This is a genomic window from Mesorhizobium sp. P160219, from assembly GCF_057786095.1.
Window position 1 is genome coordinate 5,310,389 of record NZ_JBYNWG010000001.1, and the last position, 25,505, is coordinate 5,335,893.

27 protein-coding genes are annotated in these 25,505 nt (G+C 63.1%); 8 read left to right on the forward strand and 19 right to left on the reverse strand.

Annotated elements, in window-relative coordinates; translation table 11 throughout:
• Positions 1-5: 5 nt before the first annotated feature.
• The 3 genes from AC3EMP_RS25805 (at position 6) to AC3EMP_RS25815 (ending at position 3,842) form a co-directional block, all read left to right on the forward strand.
• Positions 6-938, forward strand: a complete 933-nt coding sequence (locus tag AC3EMP_RS25805; RefSeq protein WP_023733090.1) for an alpha/beta fold hydrolase — start codon at positions 6-8, stop codon at positions 936-938.
• 82 nt (positions 939-1,020) lie between these two features.
• Entirely contained in the window at positions 1,021-2,196 is a 1,176-nt protein-coding gene (locus AC3EMP_RS25810; protein ID WP_023668227.1) for a CaiB/BaiF CoA transferase family protein, read from the forward strand.
• The gene (locus AC3EMP_RS25815) at positions 2,193-3,842 is read left to right on the forward strand and encodes a thiamine pyrophosphate-binding protein (RefSeq protein WP_023714796.1); all 1,650 of its coding nucleotides are present in this window, start codon (positions 2,193-2,195) and stop codon (positions 3,840-3,842) included. The genes AC3EMP_RS25810 and AC3EMP_RS25815 overlap by 4 nt, the downstream gene beginning before the upstream one ends.
• 246 nt (positions 3,843-4,088) lie before the next feature.
• Here the strand turns inward: AC3EMP_RS25815 and AC3EMP_RS25820 are convergent, their stop codons facing one another.
• Entirely contained in the window at positions 4,089-5,372 is a 1,284-nt protein-coding gene (locus AC3EMP_RS25820) for a cystathionine gamma-synthase family protein (protein ID WP_023668225.1), read from the reverse strand.
• A gap of 123 nt (positions 5,373-5,495) precedes the next feature.
• Between AC3EMP_RS25820 and AC3EMP_RS25825 the strand changes: the two genes are divergently transcribed.
• Positions 5,496-5,954: an Lrp/AsnC family transcriptional regulator gene (locus AC3EMP_RS25825; protein ID WP_023668224.1), complete on the forward strand. Its 459-nt coding sequence runs from the start codon at positions 5,496-5,498 to the stop codon at positions 5,952-5,954.
• 48 nt (positions 5,955-6,002) lie between these two features.
• Here the strand turns inward: AC3EMP_RS25825 and AC3EMP_RS25830 are convergent, their stop codons facing one another.
• The 4 genes from AC3EMP_RS25830 to AC3EMP_RS25845 all read right to left on the reverse strand — a co-directional run bounded on the left by AC3EMP_RS25830 (position 6,003) and on the right by AC3EMP_RS25845 (position 10,164).
• On the reverse strand, positions 6,003-6,974 hold the full coding sequence (locus tag AC3EMP_RS25830) for an ABC transporter substrate-binding protein (RefSeq protein ID WP_352597590.1): 972 nt from the start codon (positions 6,972-6,974) through the stop codon (positions 6,003-6,005).
• 38 nt (positions 6,975-7,012) lie between these two features.
• Positions 7,013-8,167 (reverse strand): ABC transporter permease, encoded by a 1,155-nt coding sequence (locus tag AC3EMP_RS25835; protein ID WP_023682179.1) that lies wholly within the window; start codon positions 8,165-8,167, stop codon positions 7,013-7,015.
• The gene (locus tag AC3EMP_RS25840) at positions 8,164-9,042 is read right to left on the reverse strand and encodes an ABC transporter permease (protein ID WP_488494693.1); all 879 of its coding nucleotides are present in this window, start codon (positions 9,040-9,042) and stop codon (positions 8,164-8,166) included. Before AC3EMP_RS25840 ends, AC3EMP_RS25835 begins: the two co-directional genes overlap by 4 nt.
• A 330-nt stretch (positions 9,043-9,372) precedes the next feature.
• A complete protein-coding gene (locus AC3EMP_RS25845; RefSeq protein WP_023682182.1) occupies positions 9,373-10,164 on the reverse strand; it encodes an ABC transporter ATP-binding protein in 792 nt (263 codons plus the stop codon).
• Between the two features lie 110 nt (positions 10,165-10,274).
• Between AC3EMP_RS25845 and AC3EMP_RS25850 the strand changes: the two genes are divergently transcribed.
• Positions 10,275-10,679: a cupin domain-containing protein gene (locus AC3EMP_RS25850; protein WP_031196380.1), complete on the forward strand. Its 405-nt coding sequence runs from the start codon at positions 10,275-10,277 to the stop codon at positions 10,677-10,679.
• A 17-nt stretch (positions 10,680-10,696) separates the two neighbouring features.
• Here AC3EMP_RS25850 and AC3EMP_RS25855 read toward each other — a convergent pair whose 3' ends face one another.
• From AC3EMP_RS25855 to aptA, 6 genes are all read right to left on the reverse strand, one after another.
• Positions 10,697-11,080: a hypothetical protein gene (locus AC3EMP_RS25855; protein ID WP_031197044.1), complete on the reverse strand. Its 384-nt coding sequence runs from the start codon at positions 11,078-11,080 to the stop codon at positions 10,697-10,699.
• 16 nt (positions 11,081-11,096) lie between these two features.
• A complete protein-coding gene (locus AC3EMP_RS25860) occupies positions 11,097-11,390 on the reverse strand; it encodes a hypothetical protein (RefSeq protein ID WP_245260000.1) in 294 nt (97 codons plus the stop codon).
• Positions 11,391-11,470: 80 nt separating this feature from the next.
• On the reverse strand, positions 11,471-12,922 hold the full coding sequence (gene hydA / locus AC3EMP_RS25865) for a dihydropyrimidinase (RefSeq protein WP_023699634.1): 1,452 nt from the start codon (positions 12,920-12,922) through the stop codon (positions 11,471-11,473).
• Between the two features lie 62 nt (positions 12,923-12,984).
• On the reverse strand, positions 12,985-14,235 hold the full coding sequence (locus tag AC3EMP_RS25870; RefSeq protein WP_023744579.1) for a Zn-dependent hydrolase: 1,251 nt from the start codon (positions 14,233-14,235) through the stop codon (positions 12,985-12,987).
• Between the two features lie 3 nt (positions 14,236-14,238).
• Positions 14,239-14,685 (reverse strand): endonuclease domain-containing protein, encoded by a 447-nt coding sequence (locus AC3EMP_RS25875; protein WP_352843124.1) that lies wholly within the window; start codon positions 14,683-14,685, stop codon positions 14,239-14,241.
• A gap of 112 nt (positions 14,686-14,797) precedes the next feature.
• Positions 14,798-16,126 carry an omega-aminotransferase AptA gene (gene aptA / locus AC3EMP_RS25880; protein ID WP_023705584.1) on the reverse strand — a complete coding sequence of 443 codons (1,329 nt, stop codon included), beginning with the start codon at positions 16,124-16,126 and terminating at the stop codon, positions 14,798-14,800.
• A gap of 255 nt (positions 16,127-16,381) precedes the next feature.
• On the opposite strand from aptA, the gene AC3EMP_RS25885 reads away from it, so the two are divergent.
• Positions 16,382-17,011, forward strand: a complete 630-nt coding sequence (locus tag AC3EMP_RS25885; RefSeq protein WP_023697053.1) for a TetR family transcriptional regulator C-terminal domain-containing protein — start codon at positions 16,382-16,384, stop codon at positions 17,009-17,011.
• A 9-nt stretch (positions 17,012-17,020) separates the two neighbouring features.
• On the opposite strand, the gene AC3EMP_RS25890 is transcribed toward AC3EMP_RS25885, so the two are convergent.
• Entirely contained in the window at positions 17,021-17,893 is an 873-nt protein-coding gene (locus tag AC3EMP_RS25890; protein ID WP_023729382.1) for a helix-turn-helix transcriptional regulator, read from the reverse strand.
• A gap of 100 nt (positions 17,894-17,993) precedes the next feature.
• Between AC3EMP_RS25890 and AC3EMP_RS25895 the strand changes: the two genes are divergently transcribed.
• Positions 17,994-18,833, forward strand: a complete 840-nt coding sequence (locus AC3EMP_RS25895; protein WP_352710946.1) for an SDR family oxidoreductase — start codon at positions 17,994-17,996, stop codon at positions 18,831-18,833.
• Positions 18,830-19,552, forward strand: coding sequence for an SDR family oxidoreductase (locus AC3EMP_RS25900; RefSeq protein WP_023752974.1), 723 nt, complete (start codon positions 18,830-18,832; stop codon positions 19,550-19,552). Before AC3EMP_RS25895 ends, AC3EMP_RS25900 begins: the two co-directional genes overlap by 4 nt.
• A 2-nt stretch (positions 19,553-19,554) precedes the next feature.
• Here the strand turns inward: AC3EMP_RS25900 and AC3EMP_RS25905 are convergent, their stop codons facing one another.
• The 7 genes from AC3EMP_RS25905 to AC3EMP_RS25935 all read right to left on the reverse strand — a co-directional run bounded on the left by AC3EMP_RS25905 (position 19,555) and on the right by AC3EMP_RS25935 (position 25,502).
• On the reverse strand, positions 19,555-19,932 hold the full coding sequence (locus AC3EMP_RS25905; protein WP_023690828.1) for a DoxX family protein: 378 nt from the start codon (positions 19,930-19,932) through the stop codon (positions 19,555-19,557).
• 76 nt (positions 19,933-20,008) lie between these two features.
• Positions 20,009-20,467 carry a carboxymuconolactone decarboxylase family protein gene (locus AC3EMP_RS25910; protein WP_023712065.1) on the reverse strand — a complete coding sequence of 153 codons (459 nt, stop codon included), beginning with the start codon at positions 20,465-20,467 and terminating at the stop codon, positions 20,009-20,011.
• Positions 20,468-20,499: 32 nt separating this feature from the next.
• Positions 20,500-21,018 carry an RrF2 family transcriptional regulator gene (locus AC3EMP_RS25915; RefSeq protein WP_023668205.1) on the reverse strand — a complete coding sequence of 173 codons (519 nt, stop codon included), beginning with the start codon at positions 21,016-21,018 and terminating at the stop codon, positions 20,500-20,502.
• A 109-nt stretch (positions 21,019-21,127) separates the two neighbouring features.
• On the reverse strand, positions 21,128-22,441 hold the full coding sequence (preA, locus tag AC3EMP_RS25920; protein ID WP_023712066.1) for an NAD-dependent dihydropyrimidine dehydrogenase subunit PreA: 1,314 nt from the start codon (positions 22,439-22,441) through the stop codon (positions 21,128-21,130).
• Positions 22,442-22,453: 12 nt separating this feature from the next.
• Positions 22,454-23,296: a class I SAM-dependent methyltransferase gene (locus tag AC3EMP_RS25925; protein ID WP_023687987.1), complete on the reverse strand. Its 843-nt coding sequence runs from the start codon at positions 23,294-23,296 to the stop codon at positions 22,454-22,456.
• 5 nt (positions 23,297-23,301) lie between these two features.
• On the reverse strand, positions 23,302-24,657 hold the full coding sequence (locus AC3EMP_RS25930) for an NAD(P)-dependent oxidoreductase (protein WP_352710944.1): 1,356 nt from the start codon (positions 24,655-24,657) through the stop codon (positions 23,302-23,304).
• A gap of 128 nt (positions 24,658-24,785) precedes the next feature.
• A complete protein-coding gene (locus AC3EMP_RS25935; RefSeq protein ID WP_352710942.1) occupies positions 24,786-25,502 on the reverse strand; it encodes a gamma-glutamylcyclotransferase in 717 nt (238 codons plus the stop codon).
• Positions 25,503-25,505: the final 3 nt, after the last annotated feature.

Consider the following 25,505-nt stretch of genomic DNA (forward strand, 5'->3'; position numbering starts at 1 on the left):
GAGACATGGCATTTGACAAGCAGACGACGCTGGCCTCTCCGACCGGGGCCACGCTCAACCTCTATGTGAAGCACGCGGGGGGCTCTCCACGCGCGGTAGTCCAGGTCAATCACGGCCTGGCCGAACATGCGGCGCGCTATGCCCGCTTCGCCGATTACCTCAGCACCCGCGGCTTTCATGTCTACGTCCACGACCATCGCGGCCATGGCGCGACCAAGGCGCCCGATGCCCCGCTCGGCAGGTTCGCCGGCACAGGCGGCCCGGCCAAGGTGATCGCCGATGTCGATGCCGTCCACGATTTGATCGCAAGGGAGCAGCCCGGCCTGCCGGTCATCCTGTTCGGCCATTCGATGGGTGCGTCGGTGGCGCTCAACTACCTGCTGGCGCACTCGCCGCGCGTCCACGCCGCGGCGATCTGGAACGGCAATTTCTCACAAGGCTTGCTCGGCCGGCTTGCGCTCGCCATCCTCGCTTATGAGCGCTTCAGGCTCGGCTCCGATGTCCCCTCACGCATCTTGCCCAGGCTGACCTTCCAGGCCTGGGGCAAGGCGGTGCCCAGCCACAAGACGCTCTTCGACTGGCTGTCGCGCGACGAGGCAGAAGTGGCGAAATACATTGCCGACCCGCTGTGCGGCTGGGATGCCTCGATCTCGATGTGGCGCGATGTCGTGGAGATGGCGCAGAAAGGCGGCAAGGATGCGGGCTTTGCCGGCATCAGGCGCGACCTGCCCGTCAGCATCGTCGGCGGCGAGAAGGATCCGGCCTCCGACTATGGCAAGGGCATCGACCATCTCGCCAAGCGCATGCGTGCGATGGGCTTTTCGAATCTGGTTTCAAAGGTTTACGCCGACACCCGCCACGAAAGCTTGAACGAGGTGAACCGCGATGTCGTCATGGACGATTTCGCTGCCTGGGCCGATAGCGTGCTCAAACGCTGACATCGCTGGCCCACCGCAAGGCCCGTGACAGCGGCATCCCGGGTTGATAGAGGCTGCGGTTCCGACCCGTTTTTGGTGATTTATGGCTGAACCTCCGCTGAAAGGCGTCCGCGTCGTCGAACTCGCCCGCATCCTGGCCGGCCCGTGGGCAGGACAATTGCTGGCCGATCTCGGCGCCGATGTCATCAAGGTCGAGAGCCCCGATGGCGGCGACGATACCCGCAAATGGGGTCCTCCCTTCGTCATGAGCCATGATGGCGAGAACCTGTCGGCCGCCTATTACCACTCCTGCAATCGCGGCAAGCGCTCCATCGCCGTCGATTTCTCGACGCCCGAAGGGGCCGAGACGGTGCGCCGGCTGGTTGCCACGGCCGACATTCTGATCGAGAACTTCAAGCTCGGCGGCCTCAAGAAATACGGGCTCGATTACGAGAGCCTGAAGGCGATCAATCCAAAGCTCGTCTACTGCTCGATCACCGGCTTCGGCCAGGATGGGCCTTACGCACCCCGCGCCGGCTATGATTTCATCATCCAGGCCATGGCCGGCATGATGTCGATCACCGGCGAGGTCGGGCGCGAGCCGCAAAAAGCCGGCGTCGCCATATCGGACATCTTCACCGGCCTCTATTCGGTGATCGCCATCCAGGCAGCGCTTCGCCATGCCGAAAAGACCGGCCAGGGACAGCATATCGACATGGCGCTGTTCGACACGCAGATTTCCGCACTCGGCAACCAGAACCTCAACTATCTCGTCTCCGGCAAGGCGCCGGTGCAGATGGGCAATGCGCATATGAACATTGCGCCCTATGAGGTTGTCCCGGTCAGGGACGGCCATATCATCCTGGCGGTCGGCAATGACGGCCAGTTCGCCAAATTCTGCGCCGCCGTCGGACTCGACCATCTCTCAGCGAATCCCGATTTCGCCACCAATCCGGCCCGCGTCGCCAACCGGGTGAAATTGCGCGAGCACATGATCGAGACGCTGAAGAACTGGGACCGAGACCCGTTGCTGGCCAAGCTCGAAGCGGCAAGCGTGCCGGCGAGCCCGATCAACAATATCGGCCAGATGTTTGCCGACCCGCAGACGATCGCACGCGGCATGCGCCTCGACCTCGACGATGGCCATGGCAATCGTCTGCCCTCGGTGCGCGCGCCGATGGTGATGTCCGGCACACCGCTGGTCTATGAACGCCCTTCGCCACGCCTTGGCGAACATACCGAAGAAATTCTTGCCGAACTGGAGAAGTCTGGACGATGAAGACCGGTGGACAACTGATTGTCGACGCACTCGAGGCGAACGGCACCGACCGCATCTTCTGCGTGCCCGGCGAATCCTATCTCGCGGTGCTCGACGCATTGCATGACTCGCCCATCCGCACCATTGTCTGCCGACAGGAAGGCGGCGCCGCCATGATGGCCGACTGCCAGGGGCGGCTGACCGGCCAGCCCGGCATCTGCTTCGTCACCCGCGGCCCCGGCGCCACCAATGCGTCGGCCGGCATTCACATTGCCATGCAGGATTCGATACCCGTCATCCTGTTCATCGGCCAGGTCGCCAGCCACGCCAAGGAGCGCGAGGCTTTCCAGGAGGTCAACTACAAGCGCTTCTTCGGCGACATCGCCAAATGGGTGGTGGAGATCGACGATGCCGCGCGCATCCCCGAACTCGTCACCCGCGCCTTTGCTGTCGCGACATCGGGCCGCCCCGGCCCCGTCGTCGTCTCGCTGCCGGAGGACATGCTGACCAGTCTTGTCGACGCGCCCGCGGCCTTGCCGCACACGCCGGTCGAAACCCGGCCCGGCGAAGCCGAACTCGATGCTTTGGAAAAGCTTCTGGCCAAAGCCAAGCGTCCCTTCGTCATCCTCGGCGGCACACGCTGGGACGAGGAAGCGGTGGCACGTATGCGCACCATTGCCGAGGCCTGGTCGCTGCCGGTCGGCTGCTCCTTCCGCCGCCAGATGCTGTTCGACCATCTGCACCCGAACTATGCCGGCGATGTCGGCATCGGCATCAACCCGAAGCTGGCCACCGCCATCAAGCAGGCCGACCTGGTGCTGCTGATCGGCGGCCGCATGGGCGAGATGCCGTCCTCCGACTATACGTTGCTGAAGAGCCCTTACCCCGACCAGACGCTGGTCCATGTCCATGCCGATGCCGGCGAACTCGGCCGCGTCTACCGGCCGACCCTGGCGATCAACGCTTCGCCTTCGGCCTTCGTCGAGGCTTTTGCCAAGCGCAAGCCAACCTCCACGCCAGCCTGGGCGGATGAGACAGCGAAAGCACACGCTGCCTACCTCGACTGGTCGACGCCGCCTGAGACCGGCCCCGGCCCGGTCCAGATGGGGCCGATCATGAACTATCTGGAAAAGATTTTGCCCGATGACGCCATTTTCACCAACGGCGCCGGCAATTACGCCACCTGGGTGCACCGCTTCCACCGCTTCCGCCGCTTCGCCACCCAAGGCGCGCCGACCTCCGGTTCGATGGGTTACGGCACCCCGGCTGCGGTCGCCGCCAAGGCGCTCCATCCCGACCGCACCGTGATCGCCTTTGCCGGCGACGGCTGCTTCCTGATGAACGGACAGGAATTCGCTACCGCCGTGCAATACGACCTGCCGATCATCGTTATCGTCGTGAACAACGGCATCTACGGCACCATCCGCATGCACCAGGAGCGCGACTATCCCGGCCGTGTCGTCGCCACCGATCTGAAGAACCCTGACTTTGCCGCTCTTGCCCGCGCCTATGGCGGCCACGGCGAGACGGTCGAGAACACGGCAGATTTTGCCCCTGCCTTCGAGCGTGCCCGCGCCAGCGGCAAGCCGGCGATCGTCGAAATCAGGCTCGACCCCGAGGCGATCACGCCGACGCGGACGATGACGCAGATCCGCGACAAGAGCTGAGAAGTTAGCAGCGAAAGCCGAGTTCCGTCACACCCCCCTCTGTCCTGCCGGACATCTCCCCCTCAAGGGGGGAGATTGGATGTCATGTCGCCCTTCGCCAATCTGCAGCGTTGCAGACAGGGCGCTATGGTCAGAGCTGCTGATCTCCCCCCTTGAGGGGGAGATGTCCGGCAGGACAGAGGGGGGTGCTGTCCCGCCGACGCTGCCAAGACGATCGCCCCTTTCCTGATATCTACAAGCGAGCTATCAGACCGCTGCCAGCGCCTGCGTCAGGTCGGCGATAAGATCGTCCGGATGCTCGACGCCGATCGACAGCCTGACCGTGGTCTCCAGCACGCCAATGCGCTGGCGCACGTCGAAGGGAATGCCGGAGTGCGTCATCGCCGCCGGGTGGCTGGCGAGTGACTCCGTGCCGCCGAGGCTCACCGCCAGCTTGAATATTTGCAGCCCGTTGAGAAATGCGAAGGCCGCCTTCTCTCCGCCTTTGATATCGAAAGAAAATGTCGACCCGGCGCCGCTGCATTGCGCCTTGTAGGCCCGTCCCGCTGCCGTATCCTCGCCCAGGAACGGCAGGTAATGCACCTTCTCGACCTTGGCGTGATCGCGCAGGAATTCGGCCACGAGCCGCGCATTGTCGTTGGCGCGCTCCATGCGGATGGACAGCGTCTCCAGCGAGCGGCCGAGCATCCAGCAGGAATGCGGGTCGAGTTGCGTGCCGATGGCGCCGCGCAGCGCCTTGATCGGCTTGGTCACCGCCTTGCTGCCCATCGCCGCACCGGCGATCAGGTCGGAATGGCCGCCGACATATTTGGTCAGCGAATAGACGGAGACATCCGCGCCATGTTCGATCGGTCGCTGGAACACCGGGCCGAGCAGCGTGTTGTCGCAGACGATGATCGGCGTTGATCCTTGGCTTGCGCCGATCTCGTCGGCAAACTTCCGGATCAGTGCGATGTCGACCAGGCTGTTGGTCGGATTCGACGGCGTTTCGATGAGAATGACCGAGACACGCCCCTTCGCCACCGCTGCATCAGCAGCGGCCCGCACCGCCTTGTCGTCGACGCCGTCGGCGAAGCCGACAGCGCCGATGCCGAAGCCGGACAGCGTGCGCGTCAAAAGCGTCTCGGTGCCGCCGTAAAGCGGCTGCGAATGCAGGATGACATCGCCCGGCCGGGCATAGGCGAGCAGCGTCGTGGCGATCGCCGACATGCCCGACGAGAACAGGATGCAGGCGTCCGTTCCCTCATAGACCGCCAGCCGGTCCTCGACGATCTCCGAGTTGGGATGATTGAAGCGCGAATAGACCAGGCCGGACGCCGTGCCGCTCGGCGGCTCCTTGCGGCCGGATGTGTAGTCGAAGAAGTCGCGTCCCTCCTCCGCCGATTTGAACACGAAGGTCGAGGTCAGGAACACCGGCGGCTTGACGGCGCCTTCCGACAGTTGCGGATCGAAGCCATAGCTCAACATCAACGTTTCCGGATGGAGCTTGTGGTTGCCGATGTGGGTTTTCGACGGGCGCGGCGCGGTCATGGCTTTTCCTGCGTTCTGGAGGAGTCTCGTCCAGCAATTTATGCGATCCCGGTCCACCAGTCCTTGCTATTTTCGGCCTCGCATGGCTGCATTCCGGCAACAAATTGCCGAGCGAGAGCAAAAGTGCAACAGAAGATAGCCGACGATTTCGACCGCAAGATCCTGCGCGAGCTGCAGGCCGACGCCCGCATCACCAACAATGAGCTGGCGGAGCGCATCGGCCTGTCGCCGTCGCCATGTTTGAGGAGGGTACGCCGGCTGGAGGAGGCCGGCATCATCAGGGGCTATACCACGCTGGTCGACCCGGCCGCCTTCGGGTGGAACATGGTCGCCATCGCCACCGTCCGGCTCAGCCGCCAGAACGAGGACGAGATCGTCATGTTCGAGGACGCCATCCGCGGGTGGGAAGAGGTGCTGGAATGCCACCTCGTCACCGGGGCGCGCGACTATGTGCTGAAGGTGGTGACCGGCAGCCTCGAACAGTACGAGCGCTTCATCAAGGAAAAGATCGCGCGGCTGAAATGCGTCGCTTCGATCGAGACCAGCTTCGTCATGAACACCATAAAGGAACGGCGCCTCTGACATTTGGTCAAAGGCGCCGCTCTCGAGGTCGAAATTGCCTGGCCAGGCTTATTTGATCGCCTTGTCGGTGATGGCCGTGGTGTAGGCGCCGGTCGGCGCCTTGGTGATGATCTTCTGGTCGAGCAGCGCCTTGGCGGTGCGCTCGTAGGTCGCCGGGTCGAGCTTGCCGTCGGCATTGTCGATCAGCTTGGCGACTTCGCTCATCATCCGCTTCTGGTGGTTTTCGTCCTGGCCACCGCCGTCCATGACAATGCCCGCGGCCTCGTCATTGTTGTCGATGGCATATTTCCAGCCCTTCATCGAGGCGCGCACGAAACGCACCATCTTGTCTTCGAAAGCCGGATCCTTGAGCTTGTCTTCCGAGGCATAGAGCCCGTCCTCAAGCAGGTCGTTGCCCATCGCCGAGTAGTTGAACACGGTGAGCTGGTCCGGCTTGTAGCCGGCATCGATCAGCTGCCAGTACTCGTTGTAGGTCATGACCGAAATGCAATCCGCCTGCTTCTGGATCAGCGGCTGCACGTCGAAGCTCTGCTTCAAAACCGTGACGCCATCCGGGCCGCCTTCGGTCTTCAGGCCGAGCTTGTTCATCCAGGCGTAGAAAGGATATTCGTTGCCGAAGAACCAGACGCCGAGCGTGTGACCCTTGAAATCGGCTTCGGTCTTGATCGGGCCATCCTTCGGGCAGACCAGCTCCATGCCGGCCTTCTTGAACGGCTGGGCGATGTTGACCAGCGGCACGCCCTTTTCGCGCGCGGCGAGCGCCCCGCCCATCCAGTCGACGATGACGTCGGCGCCACCGCCGGCGATCACCTGCTCGGGTGCGATATCGGGACCGCCCGGATTGATGTCGACGTCGAGGCCTTCGGCTTCATAAAAACCCTTGGCCTTGGCGACATAGTAGCCGGCAAACTGCGCCTGCGTGACCCATTTCAGCTGCAAGGTCACCTTGTCGGCGGCCATTGCCTGGAACGCGCCCAGCGACATCGCGCCGGCCAGCATCGGAATGATCAGTCTTTTCATGTTTTTACCCTCTGAAGTTAACACCCGAACCCACCGCCCTATCCACCACGGACAGAGGGATGCCAAAACGTGACGGCTCTCTCGACGAGAGCGACCACGCCATAAAAGACCGAACCCGCCAGTGCTGCAACTGCGATTTCGGCCCAGACCATATCGATGTTCATCCGCCCGACCTCGGTCGAGATGCGAAAGCCCATGCCGACCACAGGCGTGCCGAAGAACTCGGCGACGATGGCGCCGATCAGCGCCAGCGTCGAGTTGATCTTCAGCGCGTTGAAGATGAAGGGCGCTGCCGCCGGCAGCCGGAGCTTCAAGAGTGTTGGCCAGTAGCCCGACGCATAGGTGCGCATCAAATCGCGCTCCATATGGCCGGAGGCGGCAAGACCGGCAACCGTGTTCACCAGCATCGGGAAGAAGGTCATGATGATGACGACCGCGGCCTTGGACGGCCAGTCGAAGCCGAACCACATCACCATGATCGGCGCCACACCGATGATCGGCAGCGCCGAGACCATATTGCCGATCGGCAGCAGACCGCGGCGCAGGAACGGCACGCGGTCGGCCGCAATCGCCACCAGGAAGCCGGCGCCGCTGCCGATGACATAACCGAAGATCACCGCCTTGAAGATGGTCTGCCTGATATCGGCGCCGAGCACCGGCAGGGAACTGGCGATGCGCACACCGATGGCGCTCGGCGGCGGCAAAAGGATGAAGGGAATGCCGGCGCCACGCGTCACCGCTTCCCATATGATCAGGATCCAGGCGCCGAAGATCGCCGGGATGATGAGGCGCAGCGCCATCCGCGCCCCTTTTGCCATCGGGCGAAGCCCCGACAGCACCGCCACACAGCGCCAGGCCAGCAGCCAGGCAGCGGCGAGCAGCAGGAAATAAGGCGCCAATGCCGTGCCTTCGAAACCTGTAATGCCCGAGATCAGCATCCAGGCGACGAGATGAGCGCCGATGAACAGCACCGCAGCCTCGGCCAGCGGCGAAATTCTGATCATCGAGATCAGCCCTGCCAGCACGGCCAGGCCGATCATCGGGGTCTTTATCCCGAAATAGGGGTAGTCGAAGCTTGCTGTCGGGTCTGCAAGGGCGGCCGCTTCCGGCTTCGACATCGCACCGAGCGCGACGGCGACGAGGCACAGCGCAATGGCCAGCACGGCTTGCCAGGAGGGCTTCAGCCAGTTCATGCCGGCCTCCCGCCCATCGCGCGGTCAACGAGGCGCCCGGCTATGCCGACCACCATGACCAGAAGGGCCGCCACCACCGAGCCCGCCACAAGGGCGGACCAGATGTCGATGGACTGGCTGTAATAGGCGCCTGCCAAAAGCTTGGCGCCGATGCCGGCGACAGCACCGGTCGGCAGTTCGCCGACAATGGCGCCGACCAGGCTCGCCGCCACCGCCACCTTCATCGAGGTGAACAGGAACGGCACCGAGGCCGGCACCCGCAGCTTCCAGAAGGTCTGCGAGACACTGGCATTGTAGGTGTGCATCAGGTCGAGATGCATGAGTTCGGGCGAGCGCAGGCCCTTCACCATGCCAACCGTCACCGGGAAGAACGACAGGTAGGTCGAGATCATCGCCTTTGGCATCAGACCGCTGATGCCGATCGCCCCCAGCACGACGATGATCATCGGCGCCACCGCCAGAATGGGAATCGTCTGGGAGGCGATGATCCACGGCATCAGGCTGCGGTCGAGCGTCGCCACATGCACGATGCCAACCGCGATGACGATGCCGAGCGCCGTGCCGAAGGCAAAGCCGAGCAACGTCGACGACAGGGTCACCCAGGCATTGTAGACGAGGCTTCGGCTCGATGTGATGGGCCGCAGGAAGGTGTTCTCGAAGAAGTTCACCGCCACCTGATGCGGCGCCGGCAGCGTCGGCTTGGGCTGCGACAGCGTCTTGCCGATGAATTCGACGGTGTCGTGGGTTTCCCCGGCGCGCCGGTCGAGGTCGCGCTGGAAGGGCGCGTTTAGGATGACGGCGAAGACATACCAGAGCACCACCACGCCCAGGAGGATGGAGGTCACGGGGATGAATTTTTCGCGGAAGGTGTCCATCAGGCGCGCTCCCCTTCTCCTCTCCCCGCCGGGAAGAGGGTGGCCGGAGCGAAGCGGAGGCCGACCACCTCCGCGTTCGTCATCCTAGGGCGGAGCGACACGAAGCGTCGTGCAGACCCTAGGATCCATTCCGTGACGTTGGCCGAGGGGTATAAGCGGTTGAGAATGTTCGCCTTCGCGGGCGCAGCGGCGTGTGCACCGTTTTGCACCGTTGCGGACCGTATAGGTAACGGTATGGATCCTAGGGTCTGCCCCGCGTCGCTTCGCTCCTTGCTTCGCCCTAGGATGACGAAGGCGTGGCGGCGACGTCCGCACTCATTCGCTACCCCCTCAATCATCATAGCTGTGCCCTGCCCTCAAGCCATCGCGTACCCTGGCCGCGATCGCCAAAAATTCCGGCGTCTCGCGGATATCCAGTGGCCGCTCTTTTGGCAGCGTCGATTCGATGATGTCGGTAACCCGACCTGGGCGCGGCGACATGACGACGATGCGCGTCGACAGATACACCGCCTCGGGGATGGAATGGGTGACGAAGCAGATCGTCTTGTTGGTGCGCGCCCACAATTCCAGAAGCTGTTCATTGAGATGGTCGCGCACGATCTCGTCCAGCGCGCCGAAGGGCTCGTCCATCAGCAACAGGTCGGCGTCGAAGGCGAGCGCGCGGGCGATCGAAGCGCGCTGCTGCATGCCGCCGGAAAGCTGCCAAGGGTATTTCTTCTCGAAGCCGGAGAGGTTGACGAGCTCCATCGTGCGCTTGATGCGCTCGGCCTGCTCCGCTCTCGAAAGGCCGATGATCTCCAGCGGCAGCGCCACGTTACGCTCGATCGTGCGCCACGGGAAAAGGGCTGCCGCCTGGAAGACGTAGCCATAAGCGCGTTTCTCGCGCGCCTGTTCCGGCGTCATGCCGTTGACCGAGATCATGCCCGATGTCGGTTTTTCCAGATCGGCGATGACGCGCAGCAAGGTGGTCTTGCCGCAGCCCGATGGGCCGATGAAGGAGACGAACTCGCCCTTGCCGATGGTCAGGTCGACATTGGAGAGCGCCTCTACCGGACCGTCATTGGTCTGAAAGGTAAGGCCAAGTCTGCTTGCCGAGACGACGGCTGGCGATTGTCCCGTCATCGCTTGCTGCCTGCCTCTCGCAGCCGCCCAGGATGAAATGCCGTTGCATTCGCGTTGATGTTGCTTTCCACTCGTCCAATCCCACCCACTCGACGCCCGGAGCCTTGCCGATGTCGCCCAAACCCACTTGTCACCTTATCCGTCCTGAAAGCACTTATGAAGGCAAGCAGGGATTGACCTATTTTGCCGGCATTGCAGCCGAGACGGTCGGCTCGTCCGGCATCTGCATGCATCTGCTCACCCTGCCGCCCGGCGCCCGCGCCAAGGCGCATCTGCATGAAAGCCATGAGACGGCGATCTATGTGCTCTCGGGCGAGGTCCACACATGGTATGGCGACAGGCTCGAGAACCACATCGTCGTCAAGGCCGGCGACCTCTTCTACATCCCGGCCGGCGTACCGCATCTGCCGGCCAATATGAGCAACGCCCCGTCCTCGGCCGTCATCGCCCGCACCGATCCCAATGAACAGGAAAGCGTCGTCCTGTTGCCGGAGCTGGATGCGCTGGTGGCCTGACGCTGACGGGACTGCCGTCATTTGCACCGCGCCACTTCGCCCATGACATTGCCGTCCTCGTCGGCGACCGTCAGCTTCTTGGCGTTCTTGGCGCTGCGCTTGATGGTGAATTTGGTCGGCTCCTGTCCGTCTTCACCTTCGGCCTCGCATGTCGCCGTCACCACCAGCGAACCATCAGCCTGCGCTTGCTTCTCCGTGAAGGTGCAGGCGCTGGCGGCGGTGACCAATGCCTCGTCGGTCAAAAGCAGCATCCGATCGGCGGCGACTTCCTGGCCGTTGCGGTTGATGCAGCCATATTTGTCCCCATAGGGTTTCGTCAGGTCGATGCCTGCCGCAAGGGCCTGACCCGCAGCCAGAACGACTACCATCGCAACAGATGGCCCCAAACCGCGCGCGCTCATTCCCCCAGCTCCAACGTCACGAACACGGTTGCAACGGCCCCATTTCTTCAAGACCGGGAATGGTCACGAAGAACCCACCCTCGCCCTTGTTGGTGACCACAACGGTTTCAGCCGTCGTCCCCGCCTCGCCTTCGGCGGAACAGGTCGCATCAAGTGATTGCGTGCCCGGCGCCCACGTCAATTGCTGCGCGAACCGGCAGCCGCTGCCATAGGTCTCGATGCCCTCGGCGGTCAGCACGATATAATCGTCGCGGCCCTGAAAGCCGGCCTTTGCAAAGACACAACCGGCATCGTTGCCCCAGAAGCCCACCAGCCTCTCGGCCCCTGTTGCCGGACCAGCGACCACCATCGCCACGACCAGTGAAATGAGCGCCCCCGGGCTCCGCAACGTCAAACGCCTGTCGCCGGAATGCCGGTGCGTTCGACCTTGCGCGGCGCGGTGATGTCCTTCCAGGTCGATAGAGCCCGGTTGACCGCCGCGTTCGGCTCGCGGGCGACGAATTCGCCATGGCCGGGCTTGGCCTTGACCTCCGCTTCCTCGACCGACAATTCGCCGCGCGAAAAGACGAAGCGCGGCAGGCCGGTCACCTCAAAACCTTCGAAGACGTTGTAGTCGATCACCGATTGCTGCTTCTTCGAGGTGATGGTCTTCTTGGCGCTGGGGTCCCACACCACGATGTCGGCGTCCGCGCCTTCGACGATGGCGCCCTTCCTAGGATACATGTTGAGGATCTTGGCGATGTTGGTCGAAGTCACCGCGACGAACTCGTTCATCGTCAGCCGCCCGGTGTTGACGCCCGTCGTCCACAGCACGGGCAAGCGGTCTTCAAGCCCGCCAGTGCCGTTCGGGATCTTGGTGAAATCGCCGACGCCGTTGCGCTTCTGCTTGGTGGTGAAGGCGCAGTGGTCGGTCGCCACCACCTGCAGCGATCCCGCCTGCAGGCCGGCCCACAGCGAATCCTGGTGCAGCTTGTTGCGGAAGGGCGGACTCATGACGCGGCGCGCCGCATGGTCCCAATCCTTGTCGAAATACTCGCTTTCATCCAGCGTCAGATGCTGGATCAGCGGCTCGCCGAAAACCCGAATGCCCTTCTGGCGGGCGCGGCGGATGGCTTCGTGGCTCTGCTCGCAGGACACATGCACGACATAGAGCGGCACGCCGGCCATGTCGGCGATCATGATGGCGCGGTTGGTCGCCTCGCCCTCCACTTCCGGCGGCCGCGAATAGGCGTGTCCCTCGGGGCCATTATTGCCGGCGGCGAGCAGCTTTTGCGACAGCGCCGCAACCACGTCGCCATTCTCGGCATGAACAAGCGGCAGCGCGCCGAGATCGGCGCAGCGCTGGAACGACGCGTACATCTCGTCGTCGTCCACCATCAGCGCGCCCTTGTAGGCCATGAAATGCTTGAACGAGGTAATGCCTCTGTCGACGACGGTGGCCATCTCGTCGAACACCTGCTTGCCCCACCAGGTGATCGCCATGTGGAAGGAGTAGTCGCAGGCAGCCTTCGAGGTCTTGTTGTCCCACATCTGCAACGCTTCCAGCAGCGACTGCTGCGGCGCCGGCAGGCAGAAATCGACCACCATCGTGGTGCCACCGGAAAGGGCCGCACGCGTCCCGGACTCGAAATCGTCGGCCGAATAGGTGCCCATGAACGGCATTTCGAGATGGGTGTGCGGATCGATGCCGCCCGGCATGACGTAACAGCCGCTGGCGTCGAACTCATGGTCGCCATGCAGGTTCGAGCCGATGGCGACGATCTTGCCGTGCTGCATCAGCACATCGGCCTTCCAGGTGCGGTCGGCGGTGACGATGGTGCCGTTTCGGATGACTTTGGTCATTGTCGTGTTCCCTTGTTCTCTTCGCGCTTCTTGTGAGCGTCGTTTTGAATACAGATCTTAGTTCACGCCACGATCCCCGCTGTCTCTACCACCGCATGGAACAGCACGTCGGCGCCGGCGCCGGCCCATTCCTTGGTGATTTCCTCAGCCTCGTTGTGTGACAACCCGTCAACGCAGGGGCACATCACCATGGCGGTCGGCGCAACGCGGTTGATCCAGCAGGCGTCGTGGCCGGCGCCGGAGACGATGTTGCGGTGGGAATAGCCGAGCCGATCGGCGGCGTCGCGGATCGCCTTGACGCAGCCGGCATCGAAGGTGACCGGATCGAAAGCGCCGACCTGCTCGACCTTGTACTGGATGTCGAGCGCCTCACAGATTGTGTCGATGCCTTCGCGTATGCGCCCATCCATCGCGTCCAGCACTTCCTTCTCGGGCGAGCGGATGTCGATGGTGAAGACGGTGCGCCCGGCGATGATGTTGCGCGAGTTCGGAAACACCTCCATGTGGCCGACCGCGCCGACGGCGTCGGGCTGGTAGTCCATGGCGATCTCGTGCACCAGTTCGATGACCCGAGCCATGCCGAGCCCGGCATTACGGCGCTTGGGCATCGGGGTCGAGCCGGTATGCGCCTCCTTGCCGGTCAGCGTTACCTGCAGCCATTTCAGGCCCTGGCCGTGGGTGACGACGCCAATGTCGATGCCTTCGTCCTCGAGGATCGGCCCCTGCTCAATATGCAGTTCGAAGAAGGCGTGGATCTTGCGATCACCGACTTTCTCGGTGCCTTTCCAGCCGATGCGCTCCAGCTCCTCGCCAAATTTCCTGCCCTGTTTATCAGTGTGCTGATACACGTCCGCCTGATCGAGCACACCGGCGAACACGCCGGACGCCATCATAGCCGGGGCAAAGCGCGAGCCTTCCTCATTGGTCCAGTTGGTAACGACGATCGGATGCCTGGTCTGGATGCCGAGATCGTTAAGCGAGCGAATAATCTCCAGCCCGCCGAGCACGCCGAGCACGCCGTCATATTTGCCGCCGGTCGGCTGCGTGTCGAGATGGCTGCCGACATAAACCGGCGGCAGGCTGGGATCAGCGCCTTCCCGGCGGGCAAACATGGTGCCCATTTCGTCAAGCCCCATTTCGAGCCCGGCCGCCTCGCACCAGCGCTTGAACAGATGCCGTCCCTCGCCGTCCTCGTCGGTCACGGTCTGGCGATTGTTGCCGCCGGCAATACCGGGGCCGATCTTCGCCATCTGCATGATGGAATCCCACAAACGGTCTGAATTGATTCGCAGATTCTCGCCTGGGGCGGCCATGCTCTAAAACCTCATCGGTTGCGGGGCGGCGGCGTCCCCCTCCCCCTCGAGGGGAGGGTGGCCGCGAAGCGGTCGGGTGGGGTCGCCCGCGACGCGCGCGACCTTCTCTTTGACCACCTGCGCGACGTGCCAAGCGCTGTTTATGACATCGGGCTCGTCAACACGGAAGACTTCAAATCCGAGCGATCGCAGATAAGCATCGCGAACGGCATCGTGCCGACTACCCCTGTCGTGTTCGTGCATGTCGCCATCGACCTCAACGATCAGCTTCACCGCCAAGCAGGCAAAATCCACGATGTACGGGCCAATCGGGCACTGACGGCGAAACTTGATGCCGGCTGATTTCAGGTCCCCCAGTTCATACCACAGCAGCGATTCTCCCTTGGTCGCGTGAATTCGAAGCGCTCGCGCCTTTTGGCGCATTTCGAAGCTCACGCGGGTACGGGGCATCAGGAGCGGCCTCGGAACAAAAGAGCAGGTCGGCGTCCGGTCGCACCGACCCCACCCGACCGCTTCGCGGCCACCCTCCCCTCGAGGGGGAGGGCTATCCGCGCCCGGTTTGTCAATCGATCGCCCTCAGCACTTCTCTGACATGGTCGATCAATTCGTTGATCTGGCCCTTGGTGATGATCAGTGGCGGCGACAGCGCGATGATGTCGCCGGTGGTGCGGATCAGCGCGCCGCGCTCGAACGCCTTGACGAAGGCCGAGAAGGCCCGCTTGGTCGGGCTGCCGGCGATCGGCGCCAGTTCGATCGCGCCGATCAGGCCGATATTCCTGATGTCGATGACATGCGGCTCGTCCTTCAGCGAATGCAGCGCATCTTCCCAGTAGGGCGCCAGTTCCTCGCCGCGGGTCAGCAGGCCCTCTTCCTTGTAGGTGTCGAGCGTGCCGAGTGCCGCGGCGCACGCAATCGGATTGCCCGAATAGGTGTAGCCGTGGAAGAACTCGATCATGTGCTCGGGGCCGGTCATGAAGGCGTCGTGGATTTCCTTCTTCACGAACACCGCGCCCATCGGGATGACGCCGTTGGAGACGCCCTTGGCGGTGGTCATGATGTCGGGCGTGACGCCGAAATAATCCGCTGCGAACGGCGCGCCGAGACGGCCGAAACCGGTGATGACCTCGTCGAAGATCAGCAAAATGCCGTGCTTGGTGCAGATCTCGCGCAGTTTCTGCAGATAGCCCTTCGGCGGCAGGATGACGCCGGTGGAGCCGGCGACCGGTTCGACGATGACGGCGGCGATGGTCGAGGCGTCATGCAGGGCAACGATGCGCTCCAGCTCGTTGGCGAGTTCCGCGCCATATTCCGGCACGCCCTTGGAGAAGGCGTTCTTTTCCGGCAGATGCGTGTGCGGCATGTGGTCGACGCCGCCGAGCAGCGTGCCGAACATCTTGCGGTTGGTGACGATGCCGCCGACCGAGATGCCGCCGAAATTGACGCCGTGATAGCCGCGTTCGCGGCCGATCAGGCGGGTGCGCGCGCCCTCGCCCTTCACACGGTGATAGGCGATCGCCATCTTCAGCGCCGTTTCGACCGATTCCGAACCGGAATTGGTGAAGAAGACATGGTCCATGCCCTTGGGCGCGAGATCGACCAGGCGGTTTGCCAGTTCGAACACGATCGGGTGTCCCATCTGGAAGGCCGGCGCATAGTCGAGTTCGGCCGCCTGATGCTGGATCGCTTCCGTGATCTTGGGACGGCAATGGCCAGCATTGACGCACCACAGGCCGGCGGTGCCGTCGAGCACCTTGCGGCCGTCGCTGGTGGTGTAGTGCATGTCCTTGGCGGACACGAACATGCGTGGCGCCTGTTTGAACTGCCGGTTCGCGGTGAACGGCATCCAGAATGCGCTGAGATCGTTCGGCGTGACTTTCAGCCGGTTGGACATGACCAAGACTTCCCCTTGTAACCTGTTTCTGTGCGGCTAACGCTTGGTCTTTCCAAAGCTTGGTCTTTGCTGCGTTTTCATGCTACGCAAATTTTTGACCGATTGGACAAACGTTAGCACCGCCCTGTCGGCGGTCAAGGGATTACTAGCGGAAATGCGGCCTGCGAAGTGCGCTCCACGGGTAAGAGAAAAACTGGTCCAGAGAATTGGTCCAGATGAACCCTGCGGCCAAGGCTTGCAGGGGTGAGCGGCGCCATGGAAGGCTCAGCCCCTCGCCGCACCCGCATCCAGCAGGAAAAGCGCGAACTGATCCTGGAGGCAGCCCTCGAAGTCTTCTCCGCCAACGGCTTTCGCGGTTCGACCATCGACCAGATCGCCGAGGCCGCCGGGATGTCGAAGCCGAACCTGCTCTACTATTTCCGCCGCAAGGAAGACATCCACGAAACGCTGATGGAGCGGCTGCTGGCGACGTGGCTGGCGCCGCTACGTGAACTCGACGACATCGGCGACCCCCTGACCGAGCTCAGGAGCTACATCCGGCGCAAGCTCGAAATGGCGCGTGATTTTCCCAGGGAAAGCCGGCTGTTCGCCAACGAGATCCTGCAAGGCGCGCCGCGCATCATGCCGCTGCTGGCGGGTGAGCTGAAAACGCTGGTCGACGAGAAGGCCAACGTCATCAAGGGCTGGATGCGCGCGGGAAAAATCGCCCGCACCGATCCCTGGCACCTGATCTTTTCGATCTGGGCGACGACGCAGCACTATGCCGATTTCGATGTCCAGGTCCGTGCCGTGCTCGGCGCCGATCGCGGCGGCGACGGGCGCTTCGAGGATGCGGCGCGGTTTCTGGAGCAGTTGTTCATTGATGGGCTGAAGCCGAAGGGCTGACCTTGGGCGTCAGGCGCTGCGGCGCTCCGCCGGCATCGCCTCAAGCAAATTCTGCAGCTTCTCGATCGAATTCTGTTCGGCCAGCGGCGTGTAGACGATCAGCTTCATGTCCGAGCCGTCGTCGATCGACAGGCTCATATGCTCGAACGTCATGGCGCCGGCTCTCGGATGTCGGACATGTTTCACCCCCGACAATCGGCGTGCCACGTCGCGTTGCGGCCACCAGTCGCGAAACTCCGGACTTGAGCGCGTCATAAGCACGATCAGCCGCTCGAAATCCGCATCGCCCACATAGCGGGCGCTTTCCGCCCGGAACGAGGCCAGCACGGTGCGCGCCAATTGCTCCCAGTCAACCAGCAGGCGCCGGTGATGCGGATTGGTGAACACCATGTGGACGATGTTGCGGGCGTCGCCCTCTAGCAGGCCATAATCACCGAACACCGCTACCGCCGCCGGATTCCAGGCCAGCACATCCCAGCGCCGCCCGACGACATAGGCCGGCTGCAGCACCAGGCTCTCCAGCATATGCATTAGCGGGCCATCGACCTTTTCCGGCGCAGCCACGCGGTTCTCCGGTTGCTGGCGGCCTGCCAGGATGAACAGATGCCGCCTTTCAACGGCGTCGAGGCGCAGCGCTTCGCTGAGCGCAGCTAGCACCTCCACCGAGGGTCTGACCTCGCGCCCCTGCTCTAGCCATGTGTACCAGGTGGTGCCGACGCCGGCGATCATCGCCACTTCCTCGCGACGCAAGCCTGGCGTGCGTCTCCGCAGGCCGGTCGCGATGCCGGTGGCGGACGGCGTCAATCTTTCGCGGCGCGAGCGCAGGAAGGCGCCAAGCTCGCGCCGGCGGCTGTCTTCAGCGGAGTGCGTGGGGGCATCCATGAGAGCTATTATAGCAGTATTGATACCAGGATAAAGTTTGAACTGTTTGGGCTGGGTCAGGCGCCCCATCTTCCATCCAGAAGAGATGGAGGCTCTGAATATGGATCTGAAAGACAAGACAATCCTCATCACCGGTTCGACCGACGGCGTCGGCCGTGTCGTCGCGCAAAGGCTGGGCGCCGGCGGCGCGCGCGTGCTGGTGCATGGCCGTGACGCGGCTCGCGGCAAGGCAACCGTCGCAGAAATCGAATCCGCCGGCGGCAAAGCCGAGTTCCTCGCCGCCGACCTCGCCTCGCTAGCCGAGGTCCGCCGCCTTGCCGAGGCCGTACGCGCAAAAACCGACCGGCTCGACATCCTCATCAACAATGCCGGCATCGGCACGGCCGGCGCCAAGCGACAGCTCAGCGCCGACGGCTTCGAACTGCGCTTTGCGGTCAACTATCTCGCCGGTTTCCTGCTGACCTCGGAACTGCTGCCGCTGCTCAAGGCGAGTTCGCCGGCGCGCATCATCAACGTCGCTTCGGCCGGCCAGCAGGCGATCGATTTCGGCGATGTCATGCTGACACGTTCCTATGACGGCGTGCGCGCCTATTGCCAGAGCAAGCTGGCGCAGATCCTGTTCACCATCGACCTGGCCGGAGAGTTGAAAGGCAGCGGCGTCACCGTCAACGCTCTGCATCCAGCGAGCTACATGAACACCACCATGGTCCGCCAAGCCCGCGTGACGCCATGGAGCTCGGTCGAGACCGGCGCCGACGCCATTCTCAACCTCGCGACATCGCCCGCCCTGGAGGGCCGCAGTGGCCTCTATTTCGACGGCCAAAAGGAATCCCGCGCCGAAGCACAAGCCTATGACGCCAAGGCCAGACAGCAATTGCGAACCCTGAGCCTCGACTTCGTCGGCCAGGCTTCCCCACAATCGAAGGAACAGCATTCATGACCGGCAAGATCGAACACACGGTCGTCGTCGGCGGCTCGTCCGGCATCGGCCTGGCAACGGCGCGAAAACTGCTGGGCCCAGGCATGAAGGTGACCATCACCGGACGAAACCAGGACAAGCTCACCAGCGCCTGGAAGAGCCTCGGCGGCGCCGCCGAAAAAGCTGCCTTCGATGCTTCGAAGCCGGACGAAGTCCGCCAGTTCTTTGGGGAACTCGGACCGTTCGATCACCTCGTGCTGGCTGCCAGCGGCGGCAAGGGACTTGGGCGGTTCGAAACCCTCGACCTCTCAGACATCGCCGGCGGCGTCGACGAGAAAGTCAGGCCGCAGCTGTCCTGTTTGCAGGCAGCCTTACCGACGCTCAACAGATCGGGATCGGTCACTTTCATCTCGGCGGTGTCGGCACAATTGTCGGCGCCCGGCGTGGCTGGCATTGCCGCCGTCAACGGCATGCTGCTGACGGTGGTGCCGATCCTGGCGGTCGAACTGAAGCCTCTGCGCGTCAACGTCGTGGCGCCCGGCGTCATCGACACGCCATGGTGGGATTTTCTGGCCGAAGACCAGCGGCAGGCGGTGTTCAGCGAATATGCCGGCAAAACCCCGGTGGGCAGGATCGGCCGCGCCGAAGACGTCGCCGGCGCAATCGCCTTTCTCGTCTCCAACGGCTTCATGACCGGCCAGGTGCTGACTTGCGATGGCGGTTTGCGCTTCGCGGCGTGACCTTACAGCGACTGTGCGATCAGCGTGAGAAAGCCTCCGGCCAGGGCGACGTTGCCGACGAAGCCGTTGATGCGCGAGGCCCGGTCCGGGCCCTGATGGTCCCAGAAATTGTGGAACATCGGCGTCGCGACAATGAGAAACAGCACCAGCACAGCACTGGCGATCGCGGTCCACAGGCCGGCCATCACCAGCGCGCCGGCAATGGTCTGCAGGACGATGCCGGCCCACAACGCCAATCTCGCCTGCGGCACGCCGCGCGCGGCCATCAGCCCGGTCAGGAACGCCTCGTTTTGAACATTGCGCAGTCCCGCGACAACGAAGGCGCCGCCAAGCAACAGGCGGCCGAGAAACAACAGGGTCGAAGGCAAATCGACAGGCATGAAATCTTCCCCGTACTTAAGCATGAAACAGGTGGAGCGCCGCCCTTTCCACGGCGCTCCATGACTAACCGGACGGTCAGGCTGCTTTGGCAACCGGCATCGGGTGAATGGCGTGGAACGGGATGCAGAGCCGGTTCCAGGTGTTGATCATGCCGATCGCGACCGACAGCTTGACCAGTTCCTCTTCCGAGAAGTGCTCTAGCGTGCGGGCATAGAGTTCGTCCGAAACGCCATTGTTGGCGATCAGGGTCGTTGCCTCGGTCCAGGCAAGCGCCGCGCGTTCGCGCTCGGAAAACAGCGGCGATTCCTTCCAGGCCGAAACCAGATAGAGCCGTGTCTCGGTTTCGCCATCGCGCCTCGCCTCGCGGCTATGCATCTCGACGCAGTAGGAGCAGCCATTGATCTGCGAGGCGCGGAGCTTGATCAAATGCAGCAGGCTCACTTCAAGCCCGCATTCGTCGACCGCCTTGTTGAGCGCCGACACGGCTTTCATGATCTCAGGCGCCTTGGCGAAGAATTGCAGTCTCTGTTTCATCGTCTTTCCTTTCACATCTGTTTGGCGGGGGATTAAATCTGTTTGGTCGAAGCGGGTTTCTGCGGCCGCTGATGGCGCGCCACAAAGGCACAGCTGGCGGCAAACGATCGCGGATCGCCTTCGGCCTTGTAGTCAGCCACGATGTCGGACAACCGGGTTTCCGCGAGGGCCGCGCGATAGGCACGCTCGGCTTTCAGCATCGCGGCATTGATGCCGCACGGCTTCACATAGGCCGAAGCATCGATCTTGACCGGGCCGCGCTGGCGGATCTCGCCGCAGCGGAAGGCCGGCTCGCGACCCTCGACCGCAAGCACGATATCGAGCAGCGTGATGCGCTCGGCCGGACGCGCCAGCCGGTAGCCGCCCGCCGGTCCCGGCACCGATTCCAGGATGCGCGCAGCCGTCAGCTGGTTCAGATGTTTCAGCAGATAGCTCGGCGACAGGCCGAAGGACTCTGCCAAAGCAGCACCCGGTATCGTGCTGTTGCCCTCCACGCTGGCCAGTGTGGCCGCGCAATGGATGGCCGCTTCTACACCCTCGCCCAGCTTCACGATGTTGCGCTCCTATTCATGGATATCTTTTATCCTAGATAAAATTTATCTGCAATAGGAAAATGAAAAACGGCGCTCGAAAGCGCCGCTTTTTTCTTCGACCCGTCCCCTACTCCGCAGCCACCTTGGCCATCGGGTTGTTCGGGTGCGTCGTCCAGTTGGCATAGACCGGCGACACCGGCTTGCCGGTGCGCTGGTCCATCACGCCGGCGGCCAGCGGCTCCATGGTGATGCAGTTCTCGACCGGGCAGACATTGACGCACAGATTGCAGCCGACGCATTCGGCCTCGATCACCTCGAAATGCCTGACGCCGTCGACCATGTTGGTGATTGCCTGGTGCGAGGTGTCCTCGCAGGCGATGTGGCAGCGGCCGCATTTGATGCAGGCGTCCTGGTCGATATGCGCCTTGGCGATGTAATTGAGGTTGAGATACTGCCAGTCGGTGACGTTGGGCGTGGCGCGGCCGACGATGTCGTCGAGCGAGGCATGGCCCTTCTCGTCCATCCAGTTTTCAAGACCGGCGATCATCTCCTGCACGATCTTGAAGCCGTAGGTCATCGCCGCCGTGCACACCTGCACATTGCCGGCGCCGAGCGCCATGAACTCGGCAGCATCCCGCCAGGTGGTGATGCCGCCAATGCCGGAGATCGGCAGGCCGTGCGTTTCGGGATCGCGGGCGATCTCGGCCACCATGTTCATGGCGATCGGCTTCACCGCCGGGCCACAATAGCCGCCATGCGAGCCCTTGCCGTCGATGGTCGGCTGCGGCGCGAAACTGTCGAGATCGACGCCGGTGATCGAGTTGATGGTGTTGATCAGCGACACCGCGTCGGTGCCGCCGGCGTGGGCGGCGCGCGCCGGCTTGCGCACATCGGTGATGTTGGGCGTCAGCTTGGTGATGACAGGCATGCGGGTGTTGGCTTTGCACCAGCGCACCACCATTTCGATATACTCCGGCACCTGGCCGACAGCCGCGCCCATGCCACGTTCCGACATGCCGTGCGGGCAGCCGAAATTGAGCTCGATGCCGTCGGCTTCGGTCTCCTCGACCACCGGCAGGATCGCCTTCCAGCTTTCCTCGACGCATGGCACCATCAGCGAGACGACGATGGCGCGGTCGGGCCAGTCCTTCTTGACCTGCTTGATCTCGCGCAGATTGACCTGCAAATCGCGGTCGGTGATCAGCTCGATATTGTTGAGGCCGAGCAGGCGGCGGTCGGCGCCCCAGATCGCGCCATAACGCGGGCCGTTGACATTGACCACCGGCGGGCCTTCCTCGCCCAGCGTTTTCCAGACCACGCCACCCCAGCCCGCCTTGAAGGCGCGGATGACGTTGTAGGCCTTGTCGGTCGGCGGCGCCGAAGCCAGCCAGAACGGATTGGGCGATTTGATGCCGACGAAATTGTTGCGGATGTCTGCCATGACAGGTCCCTTTCAACCGAGACGAAGGAGCATTTCCACGGGTGCGAGAATGCCGCCTTTAAGCGCGGGGGTGAGATTGGCGATCTTGGTGCCGGCGTTCTCGCCCATGATAAGATTAACGCCAGGCGGCGGCTTTTTTCCTTCCGCCTGCGCCGCAGCCATGCGCGCCCGTATCGTGTCGAAAAATTCGATGGCGAAGGCGCCACGAGGGCGCTCGGCGGTTACAGAGAACCCCGCGGCGGCGGCAGCCGAACGATAGTCGTCGGGCGTGGCAACGAAGGACATGCTCTCGTCGGATGCCCATGGCAGCGGATAGGTCAGCGCACCTGCCTTGAGCCGCATCACATCGTAGACGGCAAAGACGCCGCCCGGCTTGAGCACACGCGCCGCCTCGCTCATCAGCTTTTTCTTGTCGGGAAGATTCATGCCGACATGCAGGATCATGGCCGTATCAAAGCTTTTGTTGCTGAACGGCATGTCCAGCGCGCTGCCCTGCACGAACCGGACTTTGTCGGCCATTCCCACCCGCTTCGACAGGCTGGTCGCGATGTCGACATAGCTTTGCGTCAGATCAATGCCGGTGACATCGGCGCCGGCATTGTTGGCGGCGAAGCGGGCTGGACCACCCACGCCGGAACCAATGTCGAGCAGCCTGGCCCCCGGCTTCAAACCCATCTGGCCGATGAGTTCCCTGGTGGCGGCGATACCGCCAATGTGGAACTCGTCGACCGCTTCGAGATCGCCAGCGCGTAGATGGGCAATTTCCACGCCGGTATCGGCGACCACGGCAAGAATGTGCTGCTCCAGATCCGAGACGTCGTAGTGACGCGCGATGCCTGATTCCACTGAGGCCATGATCTCTATCCCTGTGCCAGACTCCGGTTGATGCTCTCCGCCGCATCGCGGCCTTGCGCGACGGCCGATACCGTCAAATCGTCGCCGCCAAAAATGCAGTCGCCGCCGGCCCAGACATTGGCGAGCGAGGTGCGCCCTTCTGCGTCGACCTTGATGCGGCCGGCTTCGAGTTCGATCGCAGCACCGCTGCCGTTAAGTGCCGCCGGCACAAAGCTCTGGCCGATCGCCTTGAACACCTGGTCGGCGGCCAGCGTCAGCCGCTCGCCGGTGCCGACAAGCGTGTCGCCGTTCATCGCTGTGTATTCGAGCTCGATGCCCGACACTTTGCCACCTTCGACAATGACCCGCTTCGGCTGCAGCCAGTGGCGGATGGTGACGCCGTTGGCGGCTGCCAGATCCTGCTCGAACTCGGAAGCGTTCATGTGTTCCTGGCCGCGCCGGTAGCAGATCGTCACCTCCTCGGCGCCGAGCAGCTTCGACTGCACGGCGGCGTCGATCGCCGTCATGCCGCCGCCGATGACGACGACGCGCCGGCCGATTGGCAGGCTCGAGAGATCGCTGGCCTGGCGCAGTTCGGCGATGAATTCGACTGCATTGACGACGCCACCGGCCTCCTCGCCATCCGTGCGCAACGCATTCACGCCGCCAAGCCCCATGCCGAGGAAGACGGCATCATAATTGAGGATCAGGTCCGACAGCTGGTAGTCGCGACCGAGCGCCTTGCCGTTATGGATATCGATGCCGCCGATCCCAGTGACATAGTCGACCTCGGCCTGGGCGAAATTGTCGATGCTCTTGTAGGCGGCGATGCCATATTCATTGAGGCCGCCGGCCTTCGGGCGGGCTTCCAGAATGGTGACGTCATGGCCGTGGCGAGCGAGCCGGTGGGCGGCGGCAAGACCGGCCGGTCCGGCACCCACGACGGCGACCGACTTGCCGGTCGATTCAGCGCGCGGATAAAACTGCTTGTGCTCGGCCATTGCGACGTCGGTGGCGTAGCGCTGCAGGCGGCCGATCTGCACCGGCTTGCCTTCCGCCACCTCGCGCACGCAGACCTCTTCGCAAAGCGTCTCGGTCGGGCAGACGCGGGCGCACATGCCACCCAATATGTTCTGGTCGAAAATCGTCTTGGCCGAACCGATCGGGTTGCCGGTCGATATCTGGCGGATGAACAGCGGAATGTCGATCGAGGTCGGGCACGCGTTCATGCACGGCGCATCGTAGCAGAAATAGCAGCGGTCGGATTCGACCAGCGCTTCGTGGTGATCGAGCGGCGGATGCAGGTCGGAAAAATTCTCGGCGTACTGGTCGGCGGCAAGCCGGCCGCCGGCAATGCCGTCCTTGAACTGGCCTTCTGGCATCGTCAGTTCCCCATGTTTTCGTTTTGGGGAAGGCTAGCACGTTTTATTTTTTTATCAATTGGTCAATTTTCGCCGCAAGCCACTGAAAAGCCTAGCTGATAATATGATCGGACCACTCATGTTATGGCCTATGTCACGGGCGAAAAGCCAGTGCTCGTAGCGCCGCCATGGATCGACCTGATCTCGTTGGCAACCAGTTGCTGCAGCCGCCACAGATTGCGGTCGCGGATGCCGAATTCCTCAAGGTGGCTGACGGTGTTGTAGAGATATTCCGCGCCTGAGCCGACATGGCCGCAGGCTCTGGCAAGCACCCTCGCCACCCGATCCAGCGGCTGCCCGAGCGAGGTTCCCCTGCCCGTCACCCCGACCCAGAAGCCGAGCGCCCGTATCCGGCCCTGCTCCGTGCGCACGGGAACCCACCGGACCGAGCTGACACTCTCATGGTCGTCGATCTCGCGCCGCAACAATCTTTCGATCTGCTGCGGCTTGTCGCCGTCGGGCAGGCGGTAGATGACGCCGTCGCATCGGCCGCCGCGTTCGAGCGCCATCATCAGCCCCGGCTGCGCGACGCTGCCGCGCCAGCGCACCATGTCGAGGCAGAAGGAGCGATGCCAGCCAAACGCAGTGGCGCGCTGGCGTTCGACGGACTCGAAAGCCGGCTTCCAGATCAACGAGCCATAGGCGAACACCCATAACGGCCCCGCATCGGCTTCGTCGGAGAGCTGTAAGGCAAGCGTGCGAAAATCCTCGTCGTTCAGCTGCGTCCAGCTGCCGTCCGGCCCGGGATCGACCTCTTCGCGATGACACAGTGACACAAGCTCAGGCGTGAGCGACATAAGGCGCATGAA

Bases quoted from the DNA above. Each gene is read 5' to 3' on its own strand.
- AC3EMP_RS25805 (WP_023733090.1), top strand. From the start codon at position 6: ATGGCATTTGACAAGCAGACGACGCTGGCCTCTCCGACCGGGGCCACG.
- AC3EMP_RS25810 (WP_023668227.1), top strand. From the start codon at position 1,021: ATGGCTGAACCTCCGCTGAAAGGCGTCCGCGTCGTCGAACTCGCCCGC.
- AC3EMP_RS25815 (WP_023714796.1), top strand. From the start codon at position 2,193: ATGAAGACCGGTGGACAACTGATTGTCGACGCACTCGAGGCGAACGGC.
- AC3EMP_RS25820 (WP_023668225.1), bottom strand. From the start codon at position 5,372: ATGACCGCGCCGCGCCCGTCGAAAACCCACATCGGCAACCACAAGCTC.
- AC3EMP_RS25830 (WP_352597590.1), bottom strand. From the start codon at position 6,974: ATGAAAAGACTGATCATTCCGATGCTGGCCGGCGCGATGTCGCTGGGC.
- AC3EMP_RS25835 (WP_023682179.1), bottom strand. From the start codon at position 8,167: ATGAACTGGCTGAAGCCCTCCTGGCAAGCCGTGCTGGCCATTGCGCTG.
- AC3EMP_RS25840 (WP_488494693.1), bottom strand. From the start codon at position 9,042: ATGGACACCTTCCGCGAAAAATTCATCCCCGTGACCTCCATCCTCCTG.
- AC3EMP_RS25845 (WP_023682182.1), bottom strand. From the start codon at position 10,164: ATGACGGGACAATCGCCAGCCGTCGTCTCGGCAAGCAGACTTGGCCTT.
- AC3EMP_RS25850 (WP_031196380.1), top strand. From the start codon at position 10,275: ATGTCGCCCAAACCCACTTGTCACCTTATCCGTCCTGAAAGCACTTAT.
- AC3EMP_RS25855 (WP_031197044.1), bottom strand. From the start codon at position 11,080: ATGAGCGCGCGCGGTTTGGGGCCATCTGTTGCGATGGTAGTCGTTCTG.
- hydA (WP_023699634.1), bottom strand. From the start codon at position 12,922: ATGACCAAAGTCATCCGAAACGGCACCATCGTCACCGCCGACCGCACC.
- AC3EMP_RS25870 (WP_023744579.1), bottom strand. From the start codon at position 14,235: ATGGCCGCCCCAGGCGAGAATCTGCGAATCAATTCAGACCGTTTGTGG.
- AC3EMP_RS25875 (WP_352843124.1), bottom strand. From the start codon at position 14,685: ATGCCCCGTACCCGCGTGAGCTTCGAAATGCGCCAAAAGGCGCGAGCG.
- aptA (WP_023705584.1), bottom strand. From the start codon at position 16,126: ATGTCCAACCGGCTGAAAGTCACGCCGAACGATCTCAGCGCATTCTGG.
- AC3EMP_RS25885 (WP_023697053.1), top strand. From the start codon at position 16,382: ATGGAAGGCTCAGCCCCTCGCCGCACCCGCATCCAGCAGGAAAAGCGC.
- AC3EMP_RS25890 (WP_023729382.1), bottom strand. From the start codon at position 17,893: ATGGATGCCCCCACGCACTCCGCTGAAGACAGCCGCCGGCGCGAGCTT.
- AC3EMP_RS25895 (WP_352710946.1), top strand. From the start codon at position 17,994: ATGGATCTGAAAGACAAGACAATCCTCATCACCGGTTCGACCGACGGC.
- AC3EMP_RS25900 (WP_023752974.1), top strand. From the start codon at position 18,830: ATGACCGGCAAGATCGAACACACGGTCGTCGTCGGCGGCTCGTCCGGC.
- AC3EMP_RS25905 (WP_023690828.1), bottom strand. From the start codon at position 19,932: ATGCCTGTCGATTTGCCTTCGACCCTGTTGTTTCTCGGCCGCCTGTTG.
- AC3EMP_RS25910 (WP_023712065.1), bottom strand. From the start codon at position 20,467: ATGAAACAGAGACTGCAATTCTTCGCCAAGGCGCCTGAGATCATGAAA.
- preA (WP_023712066.1), bottom strand. From the start codon at position 22,441: ATGGCAGACATCCGCAACAATTTCGTCGGCATCAAATCGCCCAATCCG.
- AC3EMP_RS25925 (WP_023687987.1), bottom strand. From the start codon at position 23,296: ATGGCCTCAGTGGAATCAGGCATCGCGCGTCACTACGACGTCTCGGAT.
- AC3EMP_RS25930 (WP_352710944.1), bottom strand. From the start codon at position 24,657: ATGCCAGAAGGCCAGTTCAAGGACGGCATTGCCGGCGGCCGGCTTGCC.
- AC3EMP_RS25935 (WP_352710942.1), bottom strand. From the start codon at position 25,502: ATGCGCCTTATGTCGCTCACGCCTGAGCTTGTGTCACTGTGTCATCGC.